Origin of the sequence: Pararhizobium sp. A13 (assembly GCF_040126305.1) — a bacterium.
Classification (GTDB): Bacteria; Pseudomonadota; Alphaproteobacteria; order Rhizobiales; family Rhizobiaceae; genus Pararhizobium.
In genome coordinates this window covers 4210257-4230000 of record NZ_CP149510.1, presented here as the reverse complement: position 1 = coordinate 4230000, position 19744 = coordinate 4210257, and the positions used below count along the sequence as shown (strand labels likewise).

20 protein-coding genes are annotated in these 19744 nt (G+C 61.2%); 8 read left to right on the top strand and 12 right to left on the bottom strand.

The genetic code is table 11. The annotated features are described in order from the left end of the window. Window positions 1-4: 4 nt before the first annotated feature. From WI754_RS20680 to WI754_RS20660, 5 genes are read right to left on the bottom strand one after another with little or no spacing between them, the layout of a single operon-like run. The gene (locus WI754_RS20680) at window positions 5-874 is read right to left on the bottom strand and encodes an ABC transporter permease (RefSeq protein WP_349435336.1); all 870 of its coding nucleotides are present in this window, start codon (window positions 872-874) and stop codon (window positions 5-7) included. Next, a complete protein-coding gene (locus WI754_RS20675) occupies window positions 871-1755 on the bottom strand; it encodes an ABC transporter permease (protein WP_349435334.1) in 885 nt (294 codons plus the stop codon). Before WI754_RS20675 ends, WI754_RS20680 begins: the two co-directional genes overlap by 4 nt. 2 nt (window positions 1756-1757) lie before the next feature. Beyond that, window positions 1758-2093 carry a hypothetical protein gene (locus WI754_RS20670; RefSeq protein ID WP_112856968.1) on the bottom strand — a complete coding sequence of 112 codons (336 nt, stop codon included), beginning with the start codon at window positions 2091-2093 and terminating at the stop codon, window positions 1758-1760. Beyond that, entirely contained in the window at window positions 2090-2671 is a 582-nt protein-coding gene (locus WI754_RS20665) for an endonuclease domain-containing protein (protein WP_349435332.1), read from the bottom strand. Before WI754_RS20665 ends, WI754_RS20670 begins: the two co-directional genes overlap by 4 nt. 58 nt (window positions 2672-2729) lie before the next feature. Continuing rightward, window positions 2730-3521 carry an ABC transporter ATP-binding protein gene (locus WI754_RS20660; protein ID WP_112848048.1) on the bottom strand — a complete coding sequence of 264 codons (792 nt, stop codon included), beginning with the start codon at window positions 3519-3521 and terminating at the stop codon, window positions 2730-2732. A 142-nt stretch (window positions 3522-3663) separates the two neighbouring features. Here WI754_RS20660 and WI754_RS20655 point away from each other — a divergent pair, with 142 nt between their 5' ends. Further along, window positions 3664-4077: a cupin domain-containing protein gene (locus WI754_RS20655; RefSeq protein ID WP_349435330.1), complete on the top strand. Its 414-nt coding sequence runs from the start codon at window positions 3664-3666 to the stop codon at window positions 4075-4077. Between the two features lie 258 nt (window positions 4078-4335). Here the strand turns inward: WI754_RS20655 and hydA are convergent, their stop codons facing one another. Genes hydA through WI754_RS20635 form a run of 4 tightly spaced genes read right to left on the bottom strand, consistent with a single transcriptional unit; the run spans window position 4336 to window position 7468 of the window. Beyond that, on the bottom strand, window positions 4336-5790 hold the full coding sequence (gene hydA, locus WI754_RS20650; protein WP_349435329.1) for a dihydropyrimidinase: 1455 nt from the start codon (window positions 5788-5790) through the stop codon (window positions 4336-4338). Window positions 5791-5840: 50 nt separating this feature from the next. Then, window positions 5841-6023, bottom strand: a complete 183-nt coding sequence (locus WI754_RS20645) for a hypothetical protein (protein ID WP_349435328.1) — start codon at window positions 6021-6023, stop codon at window positions 5841-5843. Window positions 6024-6070: 47 nt separating this feature from the next. Continuing rightward, entirely contained in the window at window positions 6071-6205 is a 135-nt protein-coding gene (locus WI754_RS20640) for a hypothetical protein (protein WP_349435327.1), read from the bottom strand. Between the two features lie 9 nt (window positions 6206-6214). Next, window positions 6215-7468 carry a Zn-dependent hydrolase gene (locus WI754_RS20635; protein WP_349435326.1) on the bottom strand — a complete coding sequence of 418 codons (1254 nt, stop codon included), beginning with the start codon at window positions 7466-7468 and terminating at the stop codon, window positions 6215-6217. A gap of 289 nt (window positions 7469-7757) precedes the next feature. Here WI754_RS20635 and WI754_RS20630 point away from each other — a divergent pair, with 289 nt between their 5' ends. Then, the gene (locus tag WI754_RS20630) at window positions 7758-8408 is read left to right on the top strand and encodes a TetR family transcriptional regulator C-terminal domain-containing protein (protein WP_349435324.1); all 651 of its coding nucleotides are present in this window, start codon (window positions 7758-7760) and stop codon (window positions 8406-8408) included. A gap of 45 nt (window positions 8409-8453) precedes the next feature. On the opposite strand, the gene WI754_RS20625 is transcribed toward WI754_RS20630, so the two are convergent. The 3 genes from WI754_RS20625 to WI754_RS20615 all read right to left on the bottom strand — a co-directional run bounded on the left by WI754_RS20625 (window position 8454) and on the right by WI754_RS20615 (window position 13422). Next, window positions 8454-10124 carry an adenylate/guanylate cyclase domain-containing protein gene (locus tag WI754_RS20625; protein WP_349435322.1) on the bottom strand — a complete coding sequence of 557 codons (1671 nt, stop codon included), beginning with the start codon at window positions 10122-10124 and terminating at the stop codon, window positions 8454-8456. Window positions 10125-10731: 607 nt separating this feature from the next. After that, window positions 10732-12045, bottom strand: coding sequence for an NAD-dependent dihydropyrimidine dehydrogenase subunit PreA (preA, locus tag WI754_RS20620; protein WP_349435321.1), 1314 nt, complete (start codon window positions 12043-12045; stop codon window positions 10732-10734). Window positions 12046-12060: 15 nt separating this feature from the next. Next, the gene (locus tag WI754_RS20615) at window positions 12061-13422 is read right to left on the bottom strand and encodes an NAD(P)-dependent oxidoreductase (protein WP_349435320.1); all 1362 of its coding nucleotides are present in this window, start codon (window positions 13420-13422) and stop codon (window positions 12061-12063) included. A gap of 205 nt (window positions 13423-13627) precedes the next feature. Here WI754_RS20615 and WI754_RS20610 point away from each other — a divergent pair, with 205 nt between their 5' ends. The 6 genes from WI754_RS20610 to WI754_RS20585 all read left to right on the top strand — a co-directional run bounded on the left by WI754_RS20610 (window position 13628) and on the right by WI754_RS20585 (window position 19741). Beyond that, window positions 13628-14581 carry a sugar-binding transcriptional regulator gene (locus tag WI754_RS20610; protein ID WP_349435318.1) on the top strand — a complete coding sequence of 318 codons (954 nt, stop codon included), beginning with the start codon at window positions 13628-13630 and terminating at the stop codon, window positions 14579-14581. 153 nt (window positions 14582-14734) lie between these two features. Beyond that, entirely contained in the window at window positions 14735-16045 is a 1311-nt protein-coding gene (locus WI754_RS20605) for a sugar ABC transporter substrate-binding protein (RefSeq protein WP_349435316.1), read from the top strand. 185 nt (window positions 16046-16230) lie between these two features. Beyond that, on the top strand, window positions 16231-17103 hold the full coding sequence (locus WI754_RS20600) for a sugar ABC transporter permease (protein ID WP_341486963.1): 873 nt from the start codon (window positions 16231-16233) through the stop codon (window positions 17101-17103). A gap of 13 nt (window positions 17104-17116) precedes the next feature. After that, window positions 17117-17941 carry a carbohydrate ABC transporter permease gene (locus tag WI754_RS20595; protein ID WP_341486962.1) on the top strand — a complete coding sequence of 275 codons (825 nt, stop codon included), beginning with the start codon at window positions 17117-17119 and terminating at the stop codon, window positions 17939-17941. Between the two features lie 28 nt (window positions 17942-17969). Then, entirely contained in the window at window positions 17970-18971 is a 1002-nt protein-coding gene (locus tag WI754_RS20590; protein WP_349435313.1) for an ABC transporter ATP-binding protein, read from the top strand. Next, complete coding sequence (locus WI754_RS20585) at window positions 18968-19741, top strand: L-iditol 2-dehydrogenase (RefSeq protein WP_349435311.1); 774 nt, start codon at window positions 18968-18970, stop codon at window positions 19739-19741. Before WI754_RS20590 ends, WI754_RS20585 begins: the two co-directional genes overlap by 4 nt. The last annotated feature ends 3 nt before the right edge of the window (window positions 19742-19744 follow it).

Below are 19744 nucleotides of genomic sequence, written 5' to 3'. Positions count from 1 at the left end.
TTTGTTACGCCTGTCCACCACGGACAGACGGGTGCCAGAACGTGACGGCGCGCTCGATGAGTGCCACCACCCCGTAAAACGCGGAGCCAGCCACCGCCGCGACGGCGATTTCTGCCCAAACCATGTCGACATTCATGCGCCCCACTTCCGTGGAGATCCGGAACCCCATGCCGACGATCGGGGTGCCGAAGAATTCGGCGACGATGGCACCGATCAGCGCGAGCGTGGAATTGATCTTGAGCGCATTGAAGATGAAAGGCCATGCCGCCGGCAGCCGAAGCTTGATCAATCTCTGGAACCAGCTTGCCGCATAGGTGCGCATGAGGTCCCGCTCCATCGAACTCGTCGCCGCAAGCCCGGACACGGTATTCACCAGCATGGGGAAGAAGGTCATGATCACAACGACCGCCACCTTCGACTGCCAGTCGAAACCGAACCACATGACCATGATTGGCGCAACGCCGATGACGGGCAGGGCGGAAACGAAATTGCCAAGCGGCAGCAGGCCCTTTTGCAGGAAAGGCGAACGGTCGATGGTAATCGCAACGAGGAAGCCGAGGCCGCAGCCGAGTGCATAGCCGGTGATAACGGCCTTCAGGAACGTCTGGCGGAAATCGGCCCAGAGCGTCGGCAGCGAGTTGATCAGCCGCGCCCAGATCATCGATGGCGGCGGCAGCAGAACGGAGGGTACGTTCAGCCCGCGCACGAGGCCTTCCCAGAGCACGAGAATGGTGATGCCGAAAATCAGCGGCACGGCGAGCCTTGCGGCCCGCGCTGCGGTTCGATTTGCAAACTTCCGGCGAACGAGCCATTCGTTGATGGCCCAGGCAACGAGCCAGAAGGCGAGGGCGCCGATGAGAAGACCGGAATTCATGGCTTGATCCCCATGCGCTTGAGGACGGCGGTGTGGGCAAGGCCAACGATGATCACCAGCGTTGCAGCCAGGGCCGCCGCCATGAACAGCGCCGACCAGATCTGTACGGTCTGGCCATAATAGGAGCCGGCAAGCAGGCGGGCACCGAGGCCGGATACGGCACCCGTCGGCAGTTCGCCGACGATCGCGCCGACGAGCGAAATGGCGATGGCGACCTTCAGCGAGGTGAACAGATAGGGCATGGACGCCGGCCAGCGCAGCTTCCAGAATGTCTGGGACGGACTCGCGTAGTAGGTATGCATCAGGTCGAGCTGGATCTGTTCGGGGCTTCGAAGCCCCTTCACCATGCCGACGACGATCGGGAAGAAGCTGAGATAGGTGGAGATCAGCGCCTTCGGCAACAGACCGGCAATGCCGACCGCATTCAGCACGACGATGATCATCGGTGCGATAGCAAGGATGGGAATGGTCTGGCTGGCGATGACCCAGGGCATCAGCGAGCGATCCATCGCCCGGTTGTGGACGATGCCGACAGCGAGAAGAATGCCGAGCAGGGTGCCGATGCCGAAGCCGAGCAGCGTCGCCGACAGTGTGATCCAGGCGTGGTAGACGAGGCTGCGCTTCGACGTGATCGGCTTGTTGACGGTCGTGTCCCAGATTTCTGCGATCACCTGATGGGGGGCGGGGAGAACAGGCCGTTGCTGGAACATCGTTTTCGGCAGGATTTCCGAGAAGGTGATCGGTGTTCCGGCGCGTGCGGCGGTATCGCGCTCGAACGGCGCATTGAGGAAGATGACGGCGATATACCAGACGACCAGCAGGGCAAGCAGGATGGCCCCCACCGGCATGATCCTGTCGTTGAAAAAGTTGGGCTTCTCCATGTTCAAGCCTTCCCGCTCGACGGCAGCAGCATCAGCGCCATGGAAACGACGCCGAGGGCGACGCCGGCCATCTGCGAAAGCGTCAGCCGCTCGCCGAACATGGCAAAGGCAATGAGATTGACCAAGAGAAGTTGGGCGATGGCAGACGCGGAAATGGCAAGCCCCAGCCCGCCTTCGCGCATCAACCGCACCATCATGAGGTTGCCGATGCAATAAAGACCAAGGGAGAAGAGCAGGATGAGGATGTTGTTGCTGGCGACATAGTAGCGCGAGGCCGTCGCGGCGCTGAGGAATATGGCCATGGAGGCGGCGAGCCAGAGGATGAAGGAGGGGTTCATTGGCTCGGCTCCTTCTTCAGCGAGCCCGCGATCGCTTGCTCGATCGTCAGGAAAACGAATTCCGGGCCGTCGATCACTTGAGCATTGTCGAAACGATGGACAGTAAAACCCTGGCTTTTCAGGAAATTGTCGCGGCGGATATCATGCTTTCTTCCGGACAAGGTCTCGTGGCTATCGCCGTCTACCTCGACGACGATGCGAGCGGATAGCCAGGCGAAATCCGCGATATACGGTCCAATTGGCGTTTCCCGCCTGAAACGCGCGCCGCGCGCGCGAAAGTCTCGCAGCATGTTCCACATCGCCGCTTCGGCCTCGGTCAGTTCGGTGCGAAGCTTCTTTGCCCTGGTTCGGGTCCTTGGGTCGATATTCGAGTGAGGCAAGAAAGACCCCTCCCGGTTCGCTTCGCTCACCACCCTCCCCACAAGGGGGAGGGGAAGACCCGCGGCGCCCGCTGCGCCAGAAACGCAATTCGGTGAATGACGCGCGTGGACATAGCTCGATGTCGTATTCCAACGGGTAGTGGCTACAGCAGCCTTGTCTGTTGCGGGATGCTGGAAGAGGAAGGCTGGCTCGGTCAAACCCCTCCCCCTTGTGGGGAGGGGTTGGGGAGGGGTCTTTGCCGCAAAAGCCGAAATTCTACTCGTCATAACTATGCCCCGCTCTCAAGCCTTCGCGCACCCGGCTGGCGATCTCCAGAAACTCCGGCGTTTCGCGGATATCGAGCGGGCGCTCCTTGGGAAGGGTGGACTCGATGACGTCGGTGACGCGGCCGGGGCGGGGGCTCATGACAACGATCTTGGTGGAAAGATAGACGGCTTCGGGAATGGAGTGGGTGACGAAACAGATGGTCTTGTTCGTGCGGTCCCAGAGCTTCAGCAATTGCTCGTTCAGATGATCGCGGACGATTTCGTCCAGCGCGCCGAAAGGTTCGTCCATCAACAGCAGGTCGGCATCAAACGCGAGCGCGCGGGCGATCGAAGCGCGCTGTTGCATGCCGCCGGAAAGCTGCCAGGGGAACTTCTTGCCGAAGCCTGTCAGATTGACGAGATCCAGCGTGCGCTCGATCCTGGCTTTCTGGTCCGCGGCACTATAACCCATGATTTCGAGCGGCAGGGCGATGTTCTTTTCGATGGTACGCCAGGGATAAAGGGCAGCCGCCTGGAAGACGTAACCGTAGGAGCGGTTCTTGCGGGCGTCTTCCGGTGTCGTGCCGTTGACGGTGATCGTGCCGGACGTCGGCTTTTCCAGATCGGCGATGACGCGCAGGAAGGTCGTCTTGCCGCAGCCCGAGGGGCCGATGAAGGAGACGAAATCGCCCTTGTTGACGTCGAGATTGACGCCGGTCAGCGCATTGACGGGGCCGTCATTGGTCTCGAAGGTTAGGCCGAGATTACGGGCCGAGACGACGGATGCTGGTGTGATTGTCATTGGATCCGGTGCGCTCCGTCCTGAATGCCATTGCCTGGAAATTTGCTGTGTCGTCATTCGGCTGTCTGCCTTCGATAGTCGTACTTCATATTTTTCGAATGAGGTATGCTGCGCGCGATGTTGCTGCTCGGGAGATGTGGATATGTTGCAATCATCAAGACCGACCTGCCGGATCGTCCGCCCCGGTCAGACCTATGACGGCAAGCAGGGGCTCAACTATTTCGAAGGCATTTCCGCCGAAGCGGTCGGTTCGACCGGCATCTGCATGCATCTTCTGACGATCCCGCCGGGCGGCCGGGCCAAGGCTCATCTGCACGAAAGCCACGAGACGGCGATCTACGTGCTGTCGGGAGAGGCGCACACCTGGTACGGCGACCGGCTGGAACACCACGCCATCGTGCGCGCCGGCGAGATGTTCTACATCCCGGCCGGCGTTCCGCATCTGCCGGCCAATCTGTCGGACCAGCCCTGTTCGGCGGTCATTGCGCGGACAGATCCGAAGGAGCAGGAGAGCGTCGTGCTTTTGCCGGAATTGGACGGGGTGGTTCCGGCTTGAAATATGGCGGCTGATGCGGCTGCGGCGATACCCCCCTCTATCACTTCGTGACATCTCCCCCTCAAGGGGGGAGATTGGCCGGGTGTGACGGATCAACCTCACGCGGACTACGTGCAGGGATGAACAGTCGGCCGCGCGCGCTTTGTCTGATGGTTGGGGGATAGGCGTGCCGCAGCCTCCCGATCTCCCCCCTTGAGGGGGAGATGTCGCGAAGCGACAGAGGGGGGTGTTAAGCGGCTGATCCGACATGTGGATTCGTTATACGCCACTTGCCGGAATGCCGGTGCGCTGGACTTTGCGCGGTGCGGTGATTTCCTTCCACGTAGAAAGCGCCTTGTTGACGGCGGTAAAGGGTTCACGGCCGATGAACTTGCCCTGGCCTTCGCGGGTCTTGATCGTCGATTCCTCGATCGCCACCACGCCGCCGGTCAGGGTGTAGCGCGGCAGGCCGGTCACCTGTTTACCCTCGAAGACATTGTAGTCGATCGACGATTGCTGGCTGGCGGCCGAGATCGTCTTCGAACGCTTCGGGTCCCAGACGACGATGTCGGCATCGGTACCGACCAGGATCGCACCCTTTTTCGGGTACATGTTGAGGATCTTGGCGATGTTCGTCGAGGTGACGGCGACGAACTCATTCATGGTGATACGACCGGTGGCGACGCCATGGGTCCAGAGCATCGGCATGCGGTCTTCAAGCCCGCCGGTGCCGTTCGGGATCTTGGTGAAATCGTCGATGCCGAAGCGCTTTTGTGTTGTTGTGAAGGCGCAGTGATCGGTCGCGACCACCTGTAGGGAGCCTGCGGCAAGGCCGGCCCAGAGCGAGTCCTGATGCTGCTTGTTGCGGAAGGGGGGCGACATGACGCGACGGGCGGCGTGGTCCCAATCGGGATTGGCATATTCGCTCTCGTCGAGCGTCAGATGCTGGATCAGCGGTTCGCCATAGACGCGCATGCCCTTTTGGCGCGCGCGGCGGATGGCTTCGTGCGCCTGCTCGCAGGAGGTGTGCACGATATAGACCGGTGCGCCGGCCATGTCTGCGATCATGATCGCCCGGTTGGTGGCCTCGCCTTCGACTTCGGCGGGGCGGGAATAGGCATGCGCCTCAGGGCCGTTATTGCCAGCGGCGAGCAGCTTTGCCTGCATTTGTGCGACGACGTCGCCGTTTTCGGCATGGACGAGCGGCAGAGCGCCGAGGGCGGCGCAGCGCTGGAAGGAGGAAAACATCTCGTCATCATCCACCATCAGCGCACCCTTGTAGGCCATGAAGTGCTTGAAGGTGTTGATGCCCTTGTCCTTGACGATCGTCTCCATCTCGTTGAACACCTGCTCGCTCCACCAGGTGATCGCCATGTGGAAGGAGAAGTCGCAATTGGCCCGCGAGGTCTTGTTGTCCCACATGGTCAGCGCTTCGAGCAGCGATTGGCCGGGCGAGGGGAGCGCGAAATCGACGACCATGGTCGTGCCGCCGGAGAGGGCCGCGCGCGTGCCGCTTTCGAAATCGTCGGAGGAATAGGTGCCCATGAAGGGCATTTCGAGATGGGTGTGCGGATCGATGCCGCCCGGCATGACATAACAGCCCGTGGCGTCCAGCGTCTCGTCGCCGGAGAGATTCGGCCCGATTTCGACGATCTTGCCACCATCCACCTTGACGTCGGCCTTGTAGGTGAGGTCGGCGGTGACGATCGTTCCACCCTTGATGACTGTGCTCATTCGTCTGTACCTCTCGTAATACGCGATTTCGCTTCCTGAAGGTGTTTGGGTTAGTCGGCATCGAAGATGATCGGATTGATCTTCTCCAATGCGCAATCGAGCGACCAAAGCGCGATCTGCTCGGGCTTGTCTATCAACGAAGTCAGACTTTCTTGCCGCGTCAACCGATCAAGACAATCTGACAGAACTAGTGTCTCCGCCAGCGACAGCTCAATGGTCAGGCTTTGATCCATCGGGTACAACTCAGTCATTCCTGGGCCTTAGATTTCACATTTTCTCCTCAGGTCCGTGGTCCGACTGTTGCAGTGTCCGCTCTGACCGCGGCGCGGAAAGCGATGATGAACCAGATGGCCATCGCCGGAATCACGCCTAGCAGCAGCACGAACTCCAGTGCGTCGAGGTGTCTTGCGAACATGAGCATCCTTCACTCCACAATCCCCGCCGTCTCGACGACCGCATGGAACAACACATCGCAGCCGGCCGATGCCCATTCCTTCGAGATGTCTTCCGCCTCGTTGTGGCTAAGGCCGCCGACGCAGGGGCACATGACCATGGTGGCGGGCGCGACCTTGGCGGCCCAGCAGGCATCGTGGCCGGCGCCGGAGATGAGGTTCATGTGGCTGTAGCCGAGCTTTTCGGCGGCGGTGCGTACCGCCGTGACGAGCGTCGGATCAAAGGTGACCGGCGCGAAATGGCCGATCGCCTCGATGGAACAGCCGACACCAAGAGGCTCGGTGATCTTCGGCGCCTCTGCCTCGATTTTCGCACGCATGCGGTCGAGTTTCGCCTTGTCCGGCGAGCGGATATCGACGGTGAAAACGACCTTGCCGGGCAGCACGTTGCGGGAGTTGGGCGAGAAGAACACCTGGCCGACCCCGCCGACGGCGCCCGGCTGGTTTTCCATAGCGACAGCCTGAACCATTTCGATGATGCGCGCCATGGCAAGGCCGGCGTTGACGCGCATGTTCATCGGTGTCGAGCCGGTATGCGCTTCGCGCCCCGTCAGCGTGAATTCCAGCCACCAGAGGCCCTGACAGTGGGTGACGACGCCGATGGTCTTTTCCTCGGCTTCGAGGATCGGACCCTGCTCGATATGATATTCGAAATAGGCGTGCATCTTGCGCGCGCCGACCTCTTCGTCACCCAGCCAGCCGATGCGCTTCAACTCGTCGCCGAAGGTCTTGCCGTCCGGGTCCTTGCGGTCATAGGCGTAGTCGAGCGTATGGACACCGGCAAAAACGCCGGAGGCAAGCATGGCGGGGGCAAAACGCGCGCCTTCCTCGTTGGTCCAGTTGGTGACGACGATCGGGTGCTTCGTCTTGATGCCGAGATCGTTCATTGTGCGGACGACTTCGAGCGCGCCGAGCACGCCAAGCACGCCGTCATATTTGCCGCCGGTCGGCTGCGTGTCGAGATGGGAGCCGACATAGACAGGCAGGGCGTCAGGATCGGTGCCGGGACGGGTGGCAAACATCGTGCCCATCCTGTCGACGCCGATGGTCAAGCCGGCGTCTTCGCACCAGGTCCGAAAGAGCTTGCGGCCTTCGCCGTCTTCGTCCGTCAGCGTCTGGCGGTTGTTGCCGCCGGCAATGCCGGGGCCGATCTTCGCCATGTCCATCAGCGAATCCCAAAGACGGTCCGCATTGACACGCATGTTCTCGCCCGGTGCTGCTACCATGGCGGCTCTCCTCATTTTTTGCGGGAGGCACGTGGCGCGCGCATCCCCTTGTTCCCGTCGGTCGAATCGGGGCCATCTGGTTTTTTCGATTGCCCTGCGATCAGCCGTTGCGTTTGATATTGAACTGACTGATAATTTGACCGGTTGGTAAAACATTACAACTTCCGTTGCCGCACTCAAGACGAAAAACAGAAAAAACGGAATTGCCGTCCGAATTTTTAGATCAAGCGGTTTTCGGGCGTTTTCAAGCCGCGCGCAGGCGGCGATTGGTGAGAAGACAGGGGGAAACATGGTACTTCCGAGGGCAGCCCGAACACAAAGGCGAACCCGCATCCAGGAGGAGAAGGAAGAACTGATTCTGGAGGCGGCGCTGGACGTGTTCGCCACCCACGGCTTTCGCGGCAGCACCATCGATCAGATCGCCGATGTGGCGGGCATGTCGAAGCCGAACCTGCTCTATTATTTCCGCACCAAGGAAGCGATGCACCGGGCACTGATCGACCGGGTGCTCGACAGCTGGCTCGATCCGCTGCGCGAGTTCGATGCCGAGGGAAATCCGGTCTCCGAGATTCGCAGCTACATCCGCCGCAAGCTGGAAATGGCCCGCGACTTTCCGCGCGAGAGCAGGCTGTTCGCAAACGAAATCCTCCAGGGTGCGCCGCATATCGAGGACGAGTTGAAGGGGCCATTGAAGACGCTGGTGGATGAGAAGGTGGAGGTCATCCAGGCCTGGGCAAAGGCCGGAAAGATCGCCAAATGTGATCCCTACCACCTGATCTTTGCCATCTGGTCGACGACACAGCATTATGCCGATTTCGATGTGCAGGTGCGCGGCGTGCTTGGGGAGGAGCGCTCAGGCGACGGACGATTTGAAGACGCCGCACGGTTTCTCGAGCAGTTGTTCGTGAGCGGCCTGGAAATCAAGGAGGGGAGCGCTTAACTGCCGCCAGCGCTCGCGCCGCAACCGGTGGTGTCCTGACCCTCGTCAGTTCTGTGTCTCTCTCTGGCGCTTCCCGGCCTCCATCATGACTTCGATCTCCGCCGCATTCTGGACAATCAGCGTTTCGAGTGTGCCCGCGCGGCCGCGAATGGAGATGTTGTAGCTCTCGCGGTCATCGACCGTGAGCCCGGCATAGCGCACGACGTCGGCGGAAACGGCCAACTGCGCATCGTATTCCTTGGCAAACCCTTCCAGTCGGCTCGCGGCGTTGATGGTGTCGCCGACCGCGGTCAGCGACGAGGCCTTGCCATAGCCGATCTGACCGATGATCGCGGGTCCGGCGTGCATGCCCATGGCGACGCGCAGCGGCTTGTCCAGTTCGCTCATGAAACTGCGGTTGAGCACATCGACGCCGCTGGCGATGCGAACGGTCGCGGCCAGTGCCTGGGCGCAGGCTTCCTCGATGTTGTTGCTCAGCCCGAAGATCGCCAGCGCGCCGTCACCAATGAACTTGTCGATCACGCCGCCCGATCCTTCGACAGCCTCGCCGATGGTTTCGAAATAGCGGTTGAGCAGGAAGACGGTATCGAACGGCAATTGCTTCTGGGCAAGCAGGGTGAAGTCGCGCAGGTCGCAGAACAGCACGGCAATGCGGCGCTCACGTCCGGCTGCTTCCTGCTCGCTTGGCTGTGCCTTGAGGCCGATATTGTCGGCTCCGAGAATGGGCGCGATCGACAGGTTGTGGTTCGGCCGCAGCTGGCAGGCGAGGCGGACATCGTCGGGCGCGCGGATACGCGTGAGCGTTGCCCTCTCGGCCTCGTTTGGCGGCGGCAGCCGATCCAGGCCCTCGGTTACCCTCACGCGACAGGTCGAGCAGCGGCCGCGGCCGCCGCAGATCGAGATATGCGGTATGCCTGCGGCGCGGCTCGCCTCAAGCACGCTAAAGCCCTTCGCGACCGAGATGGCGCGGTCGGGATAGGTGATCTTGACCTTTCCCCGCACCGGAATTGCACGCAGGATCAGCGTTCCGCCAATCATTGCCAACAGGCCAGCAATGATGGAGAGCCGGATTTGTCCGAGGATTTCCGGCTGAGTGCGGTGCACCATGAACCATGCATCGGACGGCAGCGCGCCCTCCAGTGACCGTGCCGCGACGGCGAAACCGAGCAGCGCCAGCAGCGGAACGAGGACAGCGAAGGAATAGAAAAACAGGAAATAACGTGGATACCAGCTGCGACCGCGCATCCAGAACCATGCGCCGAGGCAGCCATGCGACCAGGCGAGAACGAGGGCAAGCGATTGCCGTGTGGCGGCAAAAGTGCTCGACCAGAGTATCGGCAGCATCTCGTAGTAGCCGTCGCCAGAGCCCGTCAGCATCCATTCGACGCGGGTGCTGACCACATGGCCGACGATGAGGAAGGGAAACGAAAGCCCGAAGATGATCTTCAGCGCCTCGCGGACAGGCATGCGCAAGGTTTGCCGGCGGTACAGGCTTTCGAGCGCCAGCAGGAAATGGACAAGCAGCGACCCGTAAAGCAGAATCGTGCCGGGCCAGCTCCGCCAGAACAGGTTGAAACCCCAACGCATTTTTTCCATCGCCTCGACCGAAACGAGGCCGAGGGCGTGATTGGAAAAATGGGTCAGCAGGAACAATCCCAGGCAAGCGCCTGTCAGCAGATGCAGCCTTTTGCGCGTTCTAGATGAGGCGACCTTCAAACAGACATCCGGAGTTGGCGGCGAAGCGCCGCATATTGCTTTGGCCTCTTATTGACGAGTTCGCGGCAAGGGGCAACGCACGTTTTGTGGACGCTGCGTCGCAATTTCGTGTCCAATCCGTTATCGCGAGCGTCGTTTGTCTCGTTTGGCGGCGAAAAATGAGATGCTTTTCCAAACCCGGACCGCAGACGCCCGAATTTCAGCCGAGCGCCTGCACGTGTCGTTCAGTTCCTATCTCTAAAAGTAGTGGTCCCGCTCGATGCCGTCATAACGGCCGGATTTCAGGCAGCAGTTCTTGAAACCGCCTCCGCGAAGCGCAGGGGCAGGGATCGTTGCGGCCGAGTTTCTCGATCAGTTCGACGTCGCCGTGAACGAACCGGTTGCCGGTCTTGACGTTGGTTTCTGAAGGGAAAGACTTGCGTCGCTTGGACGTGACCTCAAAAGCTCACGTCGTGGAAGGTTTTGTGTGACATGGTCGCCTCCTGTTTTGGGGCGCTGCAGTAGATCGCAGCGACCGTTCCATAACAGGTTTGCGGCGTCAATCAATGACAATCGACCGCCTCGGTTTGCGTCGAGGCGGTCGATGAGCATTCAAAAAAAAAGCCCCTTATTCCGCGGCCTGGCGGGCCATCGGGTTGTTCGGGTGGGTCGTCCAGTTGGCGTAGTTCGCATCGACGACCTTGCCGGTGCGCTCGTCGAGCGTGCCCGGCTCAAGGCCGACCATGGTGATGCAGTCCTGCACGGGACAGACGTTGACGCAGAGATTGCAGCCGACGCATTCGTCTTCCATCACCTCGAAATGCCGGACGCCGTCGACATACTGGGTGATCGCCTGGTGCGAAGTATCCTCGCAGGCGATGTGACAGCGGCCGCACTTGATGCAGGCATCCTGGTCAATGCGGGCCTTGGCGACGTAGTTAAGGTTGAGGTACTGCCAGTCGGAAACATTGGGGACCGCGCGGCCGCAAATATCGTCGAGCGAGCGATGGCCCTTGGCATCCATCCAGTTCGAAAGACCGGTGATCATTTCCTGGACGATCTTGAAGCCGTAGGTCATGGCCGCGGTGCAGACCTGGACGTTGCCGGCGCCAAGCGCCAGAAACTCTGCCGCGTCGCGCCAAGTGGTGATGCCGCCGATGCCGGAGATCGGCAGGCCGTAGGTTTCGGGATCGCGGGCGATCTCGGCCACCATGTTGAGCGCGATGGGCTTGACCGCCGGGCCGCAATAGCCGCCGTGGCTGCCCTTGCCATCGATCGACGGTTCCGGCGAGAATGTGTCCAGATTGACCGAGGTGATCGAATTGATCGTGTTGATCAGCGATACCGCATCGGTACCGCCGGCCTTGGCGGCGCGGGCGGGCTTGCGGACGTCGGTGATGTTCGGCGTCAGCTTGGTGATGACGGGCATGCGGGTATACTGCTTGCACCAGCGCACGACCATCTCGATATATTCCGGCACCTGTCCAACCGCAGCGCCCATGCCGCGTTCCGACATGCCGTGCGGACAGCCGAAGTTGAGCTCGATGCCATCGGCGCCGGTTTCCTCGACCAGCGGCAGGATCGCCTTCCAGGCATTTTCCTCGCAGGGCACCATGATCGAGGCGATCAGCGCCCGGTCCGGCCAGTTCATCTTCACCTGCTTCATTTCGCGCAGGTTGGTGTAGAGATCGCGGTCGGTGATGAGCTCGATATTGTTGAGGCCGAGAAGCCGGCGATCGGCGCCCCAGATCGCGCCATAGCGCGGGCCGTTGACGTTGACGACCGGCGGGCCTTCCTCACCAAGCGTCTTCCAGACCACGCCGCCCCAGCCTGCCTTGAAGGCGCGCTCGACGTTGTACGCCTTGTCGGTCGGCGGCGCCGAGGCCAGCCAGAACGGGTTCGGAGACTTGATGCCGACGAAGTTATTGCGGAGATCAGCCATTGTTCATTCTCCCCTTCAAGCGACGGCGACGGCCGGCTGCGTGGCAGCGGCGAGAGCCCGGTTGATCGATTCGGCCGCATCGCGACCTTGTGCGACGGCGGAAACCGTCAGGTCTTCTCCGCCCAGAATGCAGTCGCCGCCGGCCCAGACGCGTTCCAGCGACGTGCGGCCCTCGGCATCGACGACGATGCGGCCGGATTGCAGGGCGATGGTGCCGAGACCGTCGGCCTCGAAGGTCTGGCCGATTGCCTTCAGCAGGTGATCGGCGGTGATCACGCCGGTTTCGCCGGTGATGGTGAGGCGTCCGTTCTCGAGCGTCGTGTAGTCGAGTTCGATGCCGGCCACCTTGCCGTCGCGGCTGAGGATGCGCTTCGGCTGCAGCCAGTGGCGGATCGCCACCCCCTTGGAGGCGGCGAGATCCTGCTCGAACTCGGAGGCGTTCATATGCTCCTTGCCGCGGCGGTAGCAGATGGTCACTTCCTCGGCGCCCAGCAGCTTTGCCTGCACAGCCGCATCGATTGCGGTCATGCCGCCGCCCAGAACCACGACCCTGCGGCCGACCGGGATATCCGACTTGGTTTCCGATTGCCGGAGAGCCGCAATGAAATCGACCGCATCTTCGACGCCCTCCGCCGTTTCGCCCTCGGCACGCAGCGCGTTGACGCCGGCAAGGCCGAGGCCGAGGAAGACGGCATCATGCTTGGACAGCAGGTCGCTCAGCGAGAAGTCACGGCCCAGCATCTGGCTGTTGCGCATGTCGATGCCGCCGATGGACAGGACATAGTCGACTTCCTTCTGGGCAAAGCTGTCGACGGTCTTATAGGTGGCGATGCCGTATTCGTTGAGGCCGCCGGCCTTTTCGCGGGCGTCGTAGATGACGACGTCGTGGCCCTTGACGGCGAGGCGATGGGCACAGGCGAGGCCGGCCGGACCGGCGCCGATGACGGCAATGCTCTTGCCGGTTGGCTCGGCGCGCTCGTAGAACTGGACATTGTCGCGCATGGCGATATCGGTGGCGTAACGCTGCAGCCTGCCGATCTCGACCGGCCGGTGCTCAGCCGTGTTGCGAACGCAGGCCTGCTCGCAGAGCGTCTCGGTGGGACAGACGCGGGCGCACATGCCGCCAAGGATGTTCTGGTCGAAGATGGTGTTGGCCGACCCGATCGGGTTTCCGGTCGATATCTGCCGGATGAACAGCGGGATATCGATGGAGGTGGGACAGGCCGTCATGCAGGGCGCGTCGTAGCAGAAGTAGCAGCGATCGGAGGCGACCAGCGCTTCATGCTCGTCGAGCGGCGGATGCAGATCGGAAAAATTCTTATCGTATTCGGCGGGCGACAGGCGTCCGCTCACTATTCCAGTTTCAGTCGTTCCCATTTTATTGCTCCCAAATGTCGTGCCTTAGGATGATGAAACGGTAACACGCTTTATTTTTTTATCAAACGGTAAAAATTCAAAAAATGAAAACGTTGGAATCGCGGTGGCGCAAGGGTTTCAACGTGCTTGCAATCACATGCCAGCGGTCAGTATTTGACAGAAGGCGGGAAAAGATGTCAGCACCTTTTCGAAGGAGTATAGGACGATGGCGCGCAGACCGGAAGCAAACAACAGGCTCGACGATGCCGCGCGCGCCGGCTGGCTTTATTATGTCGCCGGGCGCACGCAGGATGAAGTCGCGTCCGCCATGGGGATCTCGCGGCAGTCGGCGCAGCGGCTGGTTTCGCTTGCCATGGCCGAACGTCTGATCAAGGTTCGCCTCGATCATCCGATCGCCGCCTGCCTCGAACTCGGGCAGCGGCTCAAGGAAAAATATGATCTGCGGCAAGTGGACATCGTGCCGAGTGATCCCGGATCGTCCTCGACGACCGTCGGCATTGCCGAGGCGGGTGCCGCCGAAATCGAGCGCTGGCTGAAATCGACCGATCCGATCATCCTTGCCATCGGCACGGGGCGCACGCTGAAGGCGGCGATCGATCAATTGCCGGCGATGGAATGTCCCCAGCACCGCATCGTCTCCTTGACCGGCAATATCGGTCCCGACGGTTCTGCTGCCTATTACAACGTCATCTTCAGCATGGCCGATGCCATCAAGGCGCGGCATTTTCCGATGCCGCTGCCGGTTCTCGTCTCTTCGCCGGAGGAGCGGGTGGTGCTTCACAATCAGGCACTCGTCAAATCGGCGTTGCAGCTTGGCGCGGAAGCCAATGTCGCGTTCGTCGGCGTCGGTGAACTTGGCGAGCGGGCGCCGCTGTGCGAAGACGGTTTTCTTGCCCATGATGAAATGATGCGGCTGATGGACGAGGGAGCGGCCGGAGAAATCTGCGGCTGGATGTTCGACCGCAATGGCCAGATGATGTCCGGCAGCATCAACAAGCGCGTCGCCAGCGTGCCCTTGCCGTCGCGTGATTCGGCGAGCGTCATCGGTATCGCCAAAGGCCAGCGGAAACACCTGGCACTGAGCGCCGCCCTCAAGGGGCGGGTGATCAACGGTCTCATTACGGATGAGGCAACTGCCGAGTTCTTGCTCACTCAGTGAGCGAATACCCATAAATATTCATTAGAGATACCAAGTGTTTAGCCATTCGTTTCTGCAGTGCAGCAACGAATGGCAATTGACATTTTTTGCAAAGGCGTGAGTAATTGCCCACGAGCAAGGCAAATGCTCATAACTCTTCTGGGAGGAAGATATATGAACTTGAAAACTTTTTTGCTGGGCACGTGCTCGGCAGTCGTCATTGCGGGTTTGGCCCAAGCCGAAACCCTCACCATTGCCACGGTGAACAATGGCGACATGGTCCGTATGCAGGGACTGACGGACGACTTCACCAAGGCAAATCCTGACATTCAGCTCGAATGGGTCACCCTCGAAGAGAACGTGCTGCGCGAACGCGTTACCACGGATATCGCAACCAAGGGCGGCCAGTACGACGTGCTGACGATCGGCACCTACGAAGTTCCGATCTGGGCCAAGCAGGGTTGGCTCCTGCCGCTCGACAATCTCGGCGCCGACTACGACGTCGACGACCTGCTTCCGGCCATTCGCTCCGGCCTCACCGCGGACGGCAAGCTCTATGCGGCTCCGTTCTACGGGGAAAGCTCGTTCATCATGTATCGCAAGGACCTGATGGAGAAGGCAGGGCTCACCATGCCTGACGCCCCGACCTGGGAGTTCATCGGTGAAGCGGCCCGCAAGATGACCGACCGTGCGGCCGACATCAGCGGCATCTGCCTTCGCGGCAAGGCCGGCTGGGGCGAGAACATGGCGTTCCTGACCGCAACGTCCAACGCTTTCGGCGCACGCTGGTTCGACGAGAACTGGAAGCCCCAGTTCGATCAGCCGGAATGGAAGAACACGCTCGACATGTACGTCAAGCTGATGAACGACGCCGGCCCGCAGGGCGCTTCGTCCAACGGCTTCAACGAAAATCTGGCGCTCTTCCAGCAGGGCAAGTGCGGCATGTGGATCGATGCCACGGTGGCTGCATCGTTCGTGACCAACCCGAAGGATAGCACGGTTGCCGACAAGGTCGGTTTCGCTCTTGCTCCAGACACTGGTCTTGGCAAGCGCGGCAACTGGCTGTGGGCATGGTCGCTCGGCGTTCCTGCCGGCACGCAGAAGGCGGAAGCCGCCCAGAAGTTTGTTTCCTGGGCTACCAGCAAGCATTATCTCGACATCGTCGCTGAGAAGGAAGGTTGGGCAAACGTTCCTCCGGGCACGCGCTCCTCGCTCTACGCCAATCCCGAGTATCAGAAGGCGGCTCCGTTTGCCAAAATGACGCTGGATTCGATCAATGCGGCTGACCCGACCAAGCCGACCGTGAAACCGGTCCCTTACGTCGGTGTCCAGTTCGTCGCCATCCCGGAATTCCAGGGCCTCGGCACGACGGTCGGGCAGCTTTTCTCGGCGGCGCTGGCTGGCCAGATGACCGTGGATGACGCGCTTGCACAGGCACAGCAGGTAACCACCCGCGAAATGACCCGCGGCGGCTACATCAAGTAGGTTCCTTCCCAAGGACGGGCGACCCGAGCCTACCATCCGGGTCGTCAACTGGAACCTGACGTCAATCGTTGTGAAGTCACTGCGGCTGACGTCAGGGTTTTTTTGAGGAAAAACAAAGAAGACCGGCTTGCAGCCCTCCCGGCGGGGCGGGCGCCTGTACCGGCATCAGAGGGAGGGTTGTTCCAATGGCGACACAGAATACGCGGGCGCTTGCGCGCCTCATGGTGGCCCCGTCGGTCGGGCTGCTTCTGATCTGGATGATCGTGCCGCTGGCGATGACGCTGTGGTTCTCGTTCCAGAACTACAATCTGCTCAATCCGGGCAATGTCAGCTTCGCCGGCCTGTTCAACTACCAGTATTTCTACACGGATCCGGCCTTTTTCCAGTCGATCTGGAACACGCTGGTCATCGTCGTCGGCGTGCTGTTCATCACCGTCATCGGCGGGGTGGCGATCGCGCTCCTGCTGGACCAGCCGATGCTGGGCCAGGGGATCGTGCGGATCATGATCATCTCGCCGTTCTTCGTCATGCCGCCGGTGGCAGCCCTGGTCTGGAAGAACATGATCATGCATCCGGGCTATGGCGTGCTGGCCGATATGAGCCGGGCGCTCGGCCTGCAGCCGGTCGACTGGTTCGCGCAGTATCCGCTGTTGTCGATCATCATCATCGTTGCCTGGCAGTGGCTGCCGTTTGCAACGCTTATTCTTCTGACGGCGCTGCAGTCGCTCGACGGCGAGCAGAAGGAAGCCGCCGAGATGGACGGCGCCAATTTCGTCAACCGGTTCATCTACCTGACGCTGCCGCATCTGGCCCGCGCGATCACCGTCGTCATCCTGATCCAGACGATCTTCCTGCTCGGCGTCTATGCGGAAATCCTCGTCACCACCAATGGCGGACCGGGCTACGCCTCCACCAACCTGCCGTTCCTGATCTACCGCACCGCGCTGCTCGGCTACGACGTCGGCGGTGCCTCGGCCGGCGGCATCATTGCAGTCATCCTCGCCAATATCGTCGCCTTCTTCCTGATGCGCGCCGTTGGCAAGAACCTCGACAGATAAGGGAGGCAGGACCATGGCCCGCGCAGTCTCGACCAGAAGAACCGTCGCTTTCACCATCGCCGCATGGATCGTCGCGCTGATCATCTTCTTCCCGATCCTCTACACGATCATCACCAGCTTCAAATCGGAAACCGAAGCGATCCAGGGTTTTAGCCTGATCCCGTCGGGCACCGTCGAAAGCTATGTCGAGGTGCAGACCCAGAAGGACTACTTCAAGCCGTTCATGAACTCGGTCATCCTGTCGGTCGGCTCGACCTTGCTCGCGCTGTTGATCTCGGTGCCGGCGGCCTGGTCGATGGCGTTCTCGCCGACCAAGAAGACCAAGGACGTGCTGATGTGGATGCTCTCCACCAAGATGATGCCGGCCGTCGCCGTGCTCGTGCCGATCTACCTGATCTTCCGCGACTTCGGCCTGCTCGACAGCCGCATCGGCCTGACCTTCATGCTGACCATGATCAACCTGCCGATCGTGATCTGGATGCTCTATACCTACTTCCGCGAAATTCCGGGCGAGATCCTGGAGGCGGCGCGCATGGACGGCGCTTCGCTCTGGGGCGAGATCATCTACGTGCTGACGCCGATGGCGGTGCCCGGCATCGCCTCGACGATGCTGCTCAACATCATCCTTGCCTGGAACGAGGCCTTCTGGACGATCCGTCTGACCACCACCAACGCCGCACCGCTCACCGCCTTCATCGCCTCCTTCTCCTCACCGCAGGGGCTGTTCTGGGCGAAGCTGTCGGCCGCCTCGACGCTGGCGATTGCGCCGATCCTGATCATGGGCTGGTTCAGCCAGAAACAACTTGTCCGCGGCCTGACCTTCGGCGCCGTGAAATAACTGACGAAAAGACTTGGGGAGAGCACGCATGGGCAATATCACACTGAAAAAGGTCAACAAATCCTTCGGCGCGACGCAGGTCATTCCGGGCATTGACCTCACGATCAAGGACGGCGAGTTCGTCGTCTTCGTCGGCCCCTCGGGCTGCGGAAAGTCGACGCTGCTGCGCCTGATCGCCGGTCTGGAGGACACCACCTCGGGCATCATCGAGATCGACGGCCGCGATGTCACCGGGGCGGCACCCGCCAAGCGCGGTCTTGCCATGGTGTTCCAGTCCTATGCGCTCTATCCGCATATGTCGGTGCGCAACAACATCGCCTTTCCGCTGAAGATGGCCAAGCTCGATCACGGCGCGATCGACAAGAAGGTGACGGAGGCGGCGCGCGTCCTCAACCTGACGAATTATCTCGACCGCCGTCCGGGCCAGCTATCGGGCGGCCAGCGCCAGCGTGTCGCCATCGGCCGCGCCATCGTGCGCGAACCTTCGGCCTTCCTGTTCGACGAACCGCTGTCCAATCTTGACGCTGCGCTGCGCGGCACGATGCGGCTGGAGATCAGCGAATTGCACCATCAGTTGCAGACGACGATGATCTACGTCACCCACGACCAGGTCGAAGCCATGACGATGGCCGACAAGATCGTCGTGCTCAATGCCGGCAACATCGAGCAGGTCGGGTCGCCGCTCGATCTCTATCACCGGCCGGACAATCTCTTCGTCGCCGGCTTCATCGGCTCGCCGCGGATGAACTTCGCGACCGGCGAATTCTCCAAACCGTACAACGCCCATACCATCGGCGTCCGCCCCGAACACCTGCAACTGTCGACGCAATCCGGGACATGGCGCGGTGTGGTCGGCGTCGCCGAACATCTCGGCTCGGACACCTTCCTGCATATTCATGTCGAGGGCATCGGTCTGGTGACGGCCCGCGTCGGCGGCGATTTCGCGGTCAACCATGGCGACCAGGTCTTCCTGACGCCCGACGAGGGCCGCGTTCACCGCTTCAATGACAAGGGACTGGCAATTCGATGACACGTTTACAGGGAAAAAGCGCGCTGATCACCGGGTCGGCGCGCGGTATCGGCCGCGCTTTCGCCGAGGCTTACATCCGCGAAGGGGCGTCCGTCGCGATCGCCGATATCAATCTCGAGCGAGCGAAGACGACCGCGGACGAGCTCGGGTCGTCGGCCTATGCTGTGGAAATGGATGTGACCAGCCAGGCCTCGATCGATGCGGCGATCGCGGCGGTCGTCGCGAAGGCCGGCGGCCTCGATATCCTTGTCAACAATGCAGCCTTGTTCGACCTCTCCCCGATCGTCGAGATCACCCGCGACAGCTACGACAGGCTGTTTTCGATCAATGTCTCCGGCACGCTCTTCACCATGCAGGCGGCGGCGCGGCAGATGATCGCGCAGGGACGCGGCGGCAAGATCATCAACATGGCAAGCCAGGCGGGCCGTCGCGGCGAGGCGCTTGTCGCCGTCTATTGCGCCACCAAGGCGGCGGTGATCAGCCTCACCCAGTCGGCGGGCCTGAACCTCATCAAACACGGCATCAACGTCAACGCGATCGCGCCCGGCGTCGTCGATGGCGAGCATTGGGATGGCGTCGATGCGATGTTCGCCAAATACGAGAACCGGCCGCTCGGCGAAAAGAAGAGGCTGGTCGCTGCCGAAGTGCCATTCGGACGCATGGGCACCGCCGAAGACCTGACGGGCATGGCGATCTTCCTCGCCTCGGCTGAAAGCAACTATGTCGTCTCGCAGACCTACAATGTCGATGGCGGCAACTGGATGAGCTGATCA

Bases quoted from the DNA above. Each gene is read 5' to 3' on its own strand.
- WI754_RS20680 (WP_349435336.1), bottom strand. From the start codon at position 874: ATGAATTCCGGTCTTCTCATCGGCGCCCTCGCCTTCTGGCTCGTTGCC.
- WI754_RS20675 (WP_349435334.1), bottom strand. From the start codon at position 1,755: ATGGAGAAGCCCAACTTTTTCAACGACAGGATCATGCCGGTGGGGGCC.
- WI754_RS20670 (WP_112856968.1), bottom strand. From the start codon at position 2,093: ATGAACCCCTCCTTCATCCTCTGGCTCGCCGCCTCCATGGCCATATTC.
- WI754_RS20660 (WP_112848048.1), bottom strand. From the start codon at position 3,521: ATGACAATCACACCAGCATCCGTCGTCTCGGCCCGTAATCTCGGCCTA.
- WI754_RS20655 (WP_349435330.1), top strand. From the start codon at position 3,664: ATGTTGCAATCATCAAGACCGACCTGCCGGATCGTCCGCCCCGGTCAG.
- hydA (WP_349435329.1), bottom strand. From the start codon at position 5,790: ATGAGCACAGTCATCAAGGGTGGAACGATCGTCACCGCCGACCTCACC.
- WI754_RS20645 (WP_349435328.1), bottom strand. From the start codon at position 6,023: ATGGATCAAAGCCTGACCATTGAGCTGTCGCTGGCGGAGACACTAGTT.
- WI754_RS20640 (WP_349435327.1), bottom strand. From the start codon at position 6,205: ATGTTCGCAAGACACCTCGACGCACTGGAGTTCGTGCTGCTGCTAGGC.
- WI754_RS20635 (WP_349435326.1), bottom strand. From the start codon at position 7,468: ATGGTAGCAGCACCGGGCGAGAACATGCGTGTCAATGCGGACCGTCTT.
- WI754_RS20630 (WP_349435324.1), top strand. From the start codon at position 7,758: ATGGTACTTCCGAGGGCAGCCCGAACACAAAGGCGAACCCGCATCCAG.
- preA (WP_349435321.1), bottom strand. From the start codon at position 12,045: ATGGCTGATCTCCGCAATAACTTCGTCGGCATCAAGTCTCCGAACCCG.
- WI754_RS20615 (WP_349435320.1), bottom strand. From the start codon at position 13,422: ATGGGAACGACTGAAACTGGAATAGTGAGCGGACGCCTGTCGCCCGCC.
- WI754_RS20610 (WP_349435318.1), top strand. From the start codon at position 13,628: ATGGCGCGCAGACCGGAAGCAAACAACAGGCTCGACGATGCCGCGCGC.
- WI754_RS20605 (WP_349435316.1), top strand. From the start codon at position 14,735: ATGAACTTGAAAACTTTTTTGCTGGGCACGTGCTCGGCAGTCGTCATT.
- WI754_RS20600 (WP_341486963.1), top strand. From the start codon at position 16,231: ATGGCGACACAGAATACGCGGGCGCTTGCGCGCCTCATGGTGGCCCCG.
- WI754_RS20595 (WP_341486962.1), top strand. From the start codon at position 17,117: ATGGCCCGCGCAGTCTCGACCAGAAGAACCGTCGCTTTCACCATCGCC.
- WI754_RS20590 (WP_349435313.1), top strand. From the start codon at position 17,970: ATGGGCAATATCACACTGAAAAAGGTCAACAAATCCTTCGGCGCGACG.
- WI754_RS20585 (WP_349435311.1), top strand. From the start codon at position 18,968: ATGACACGTTTACAGGGAAAAAGCGCGCTGATCACCGGGTCGGCGCGC.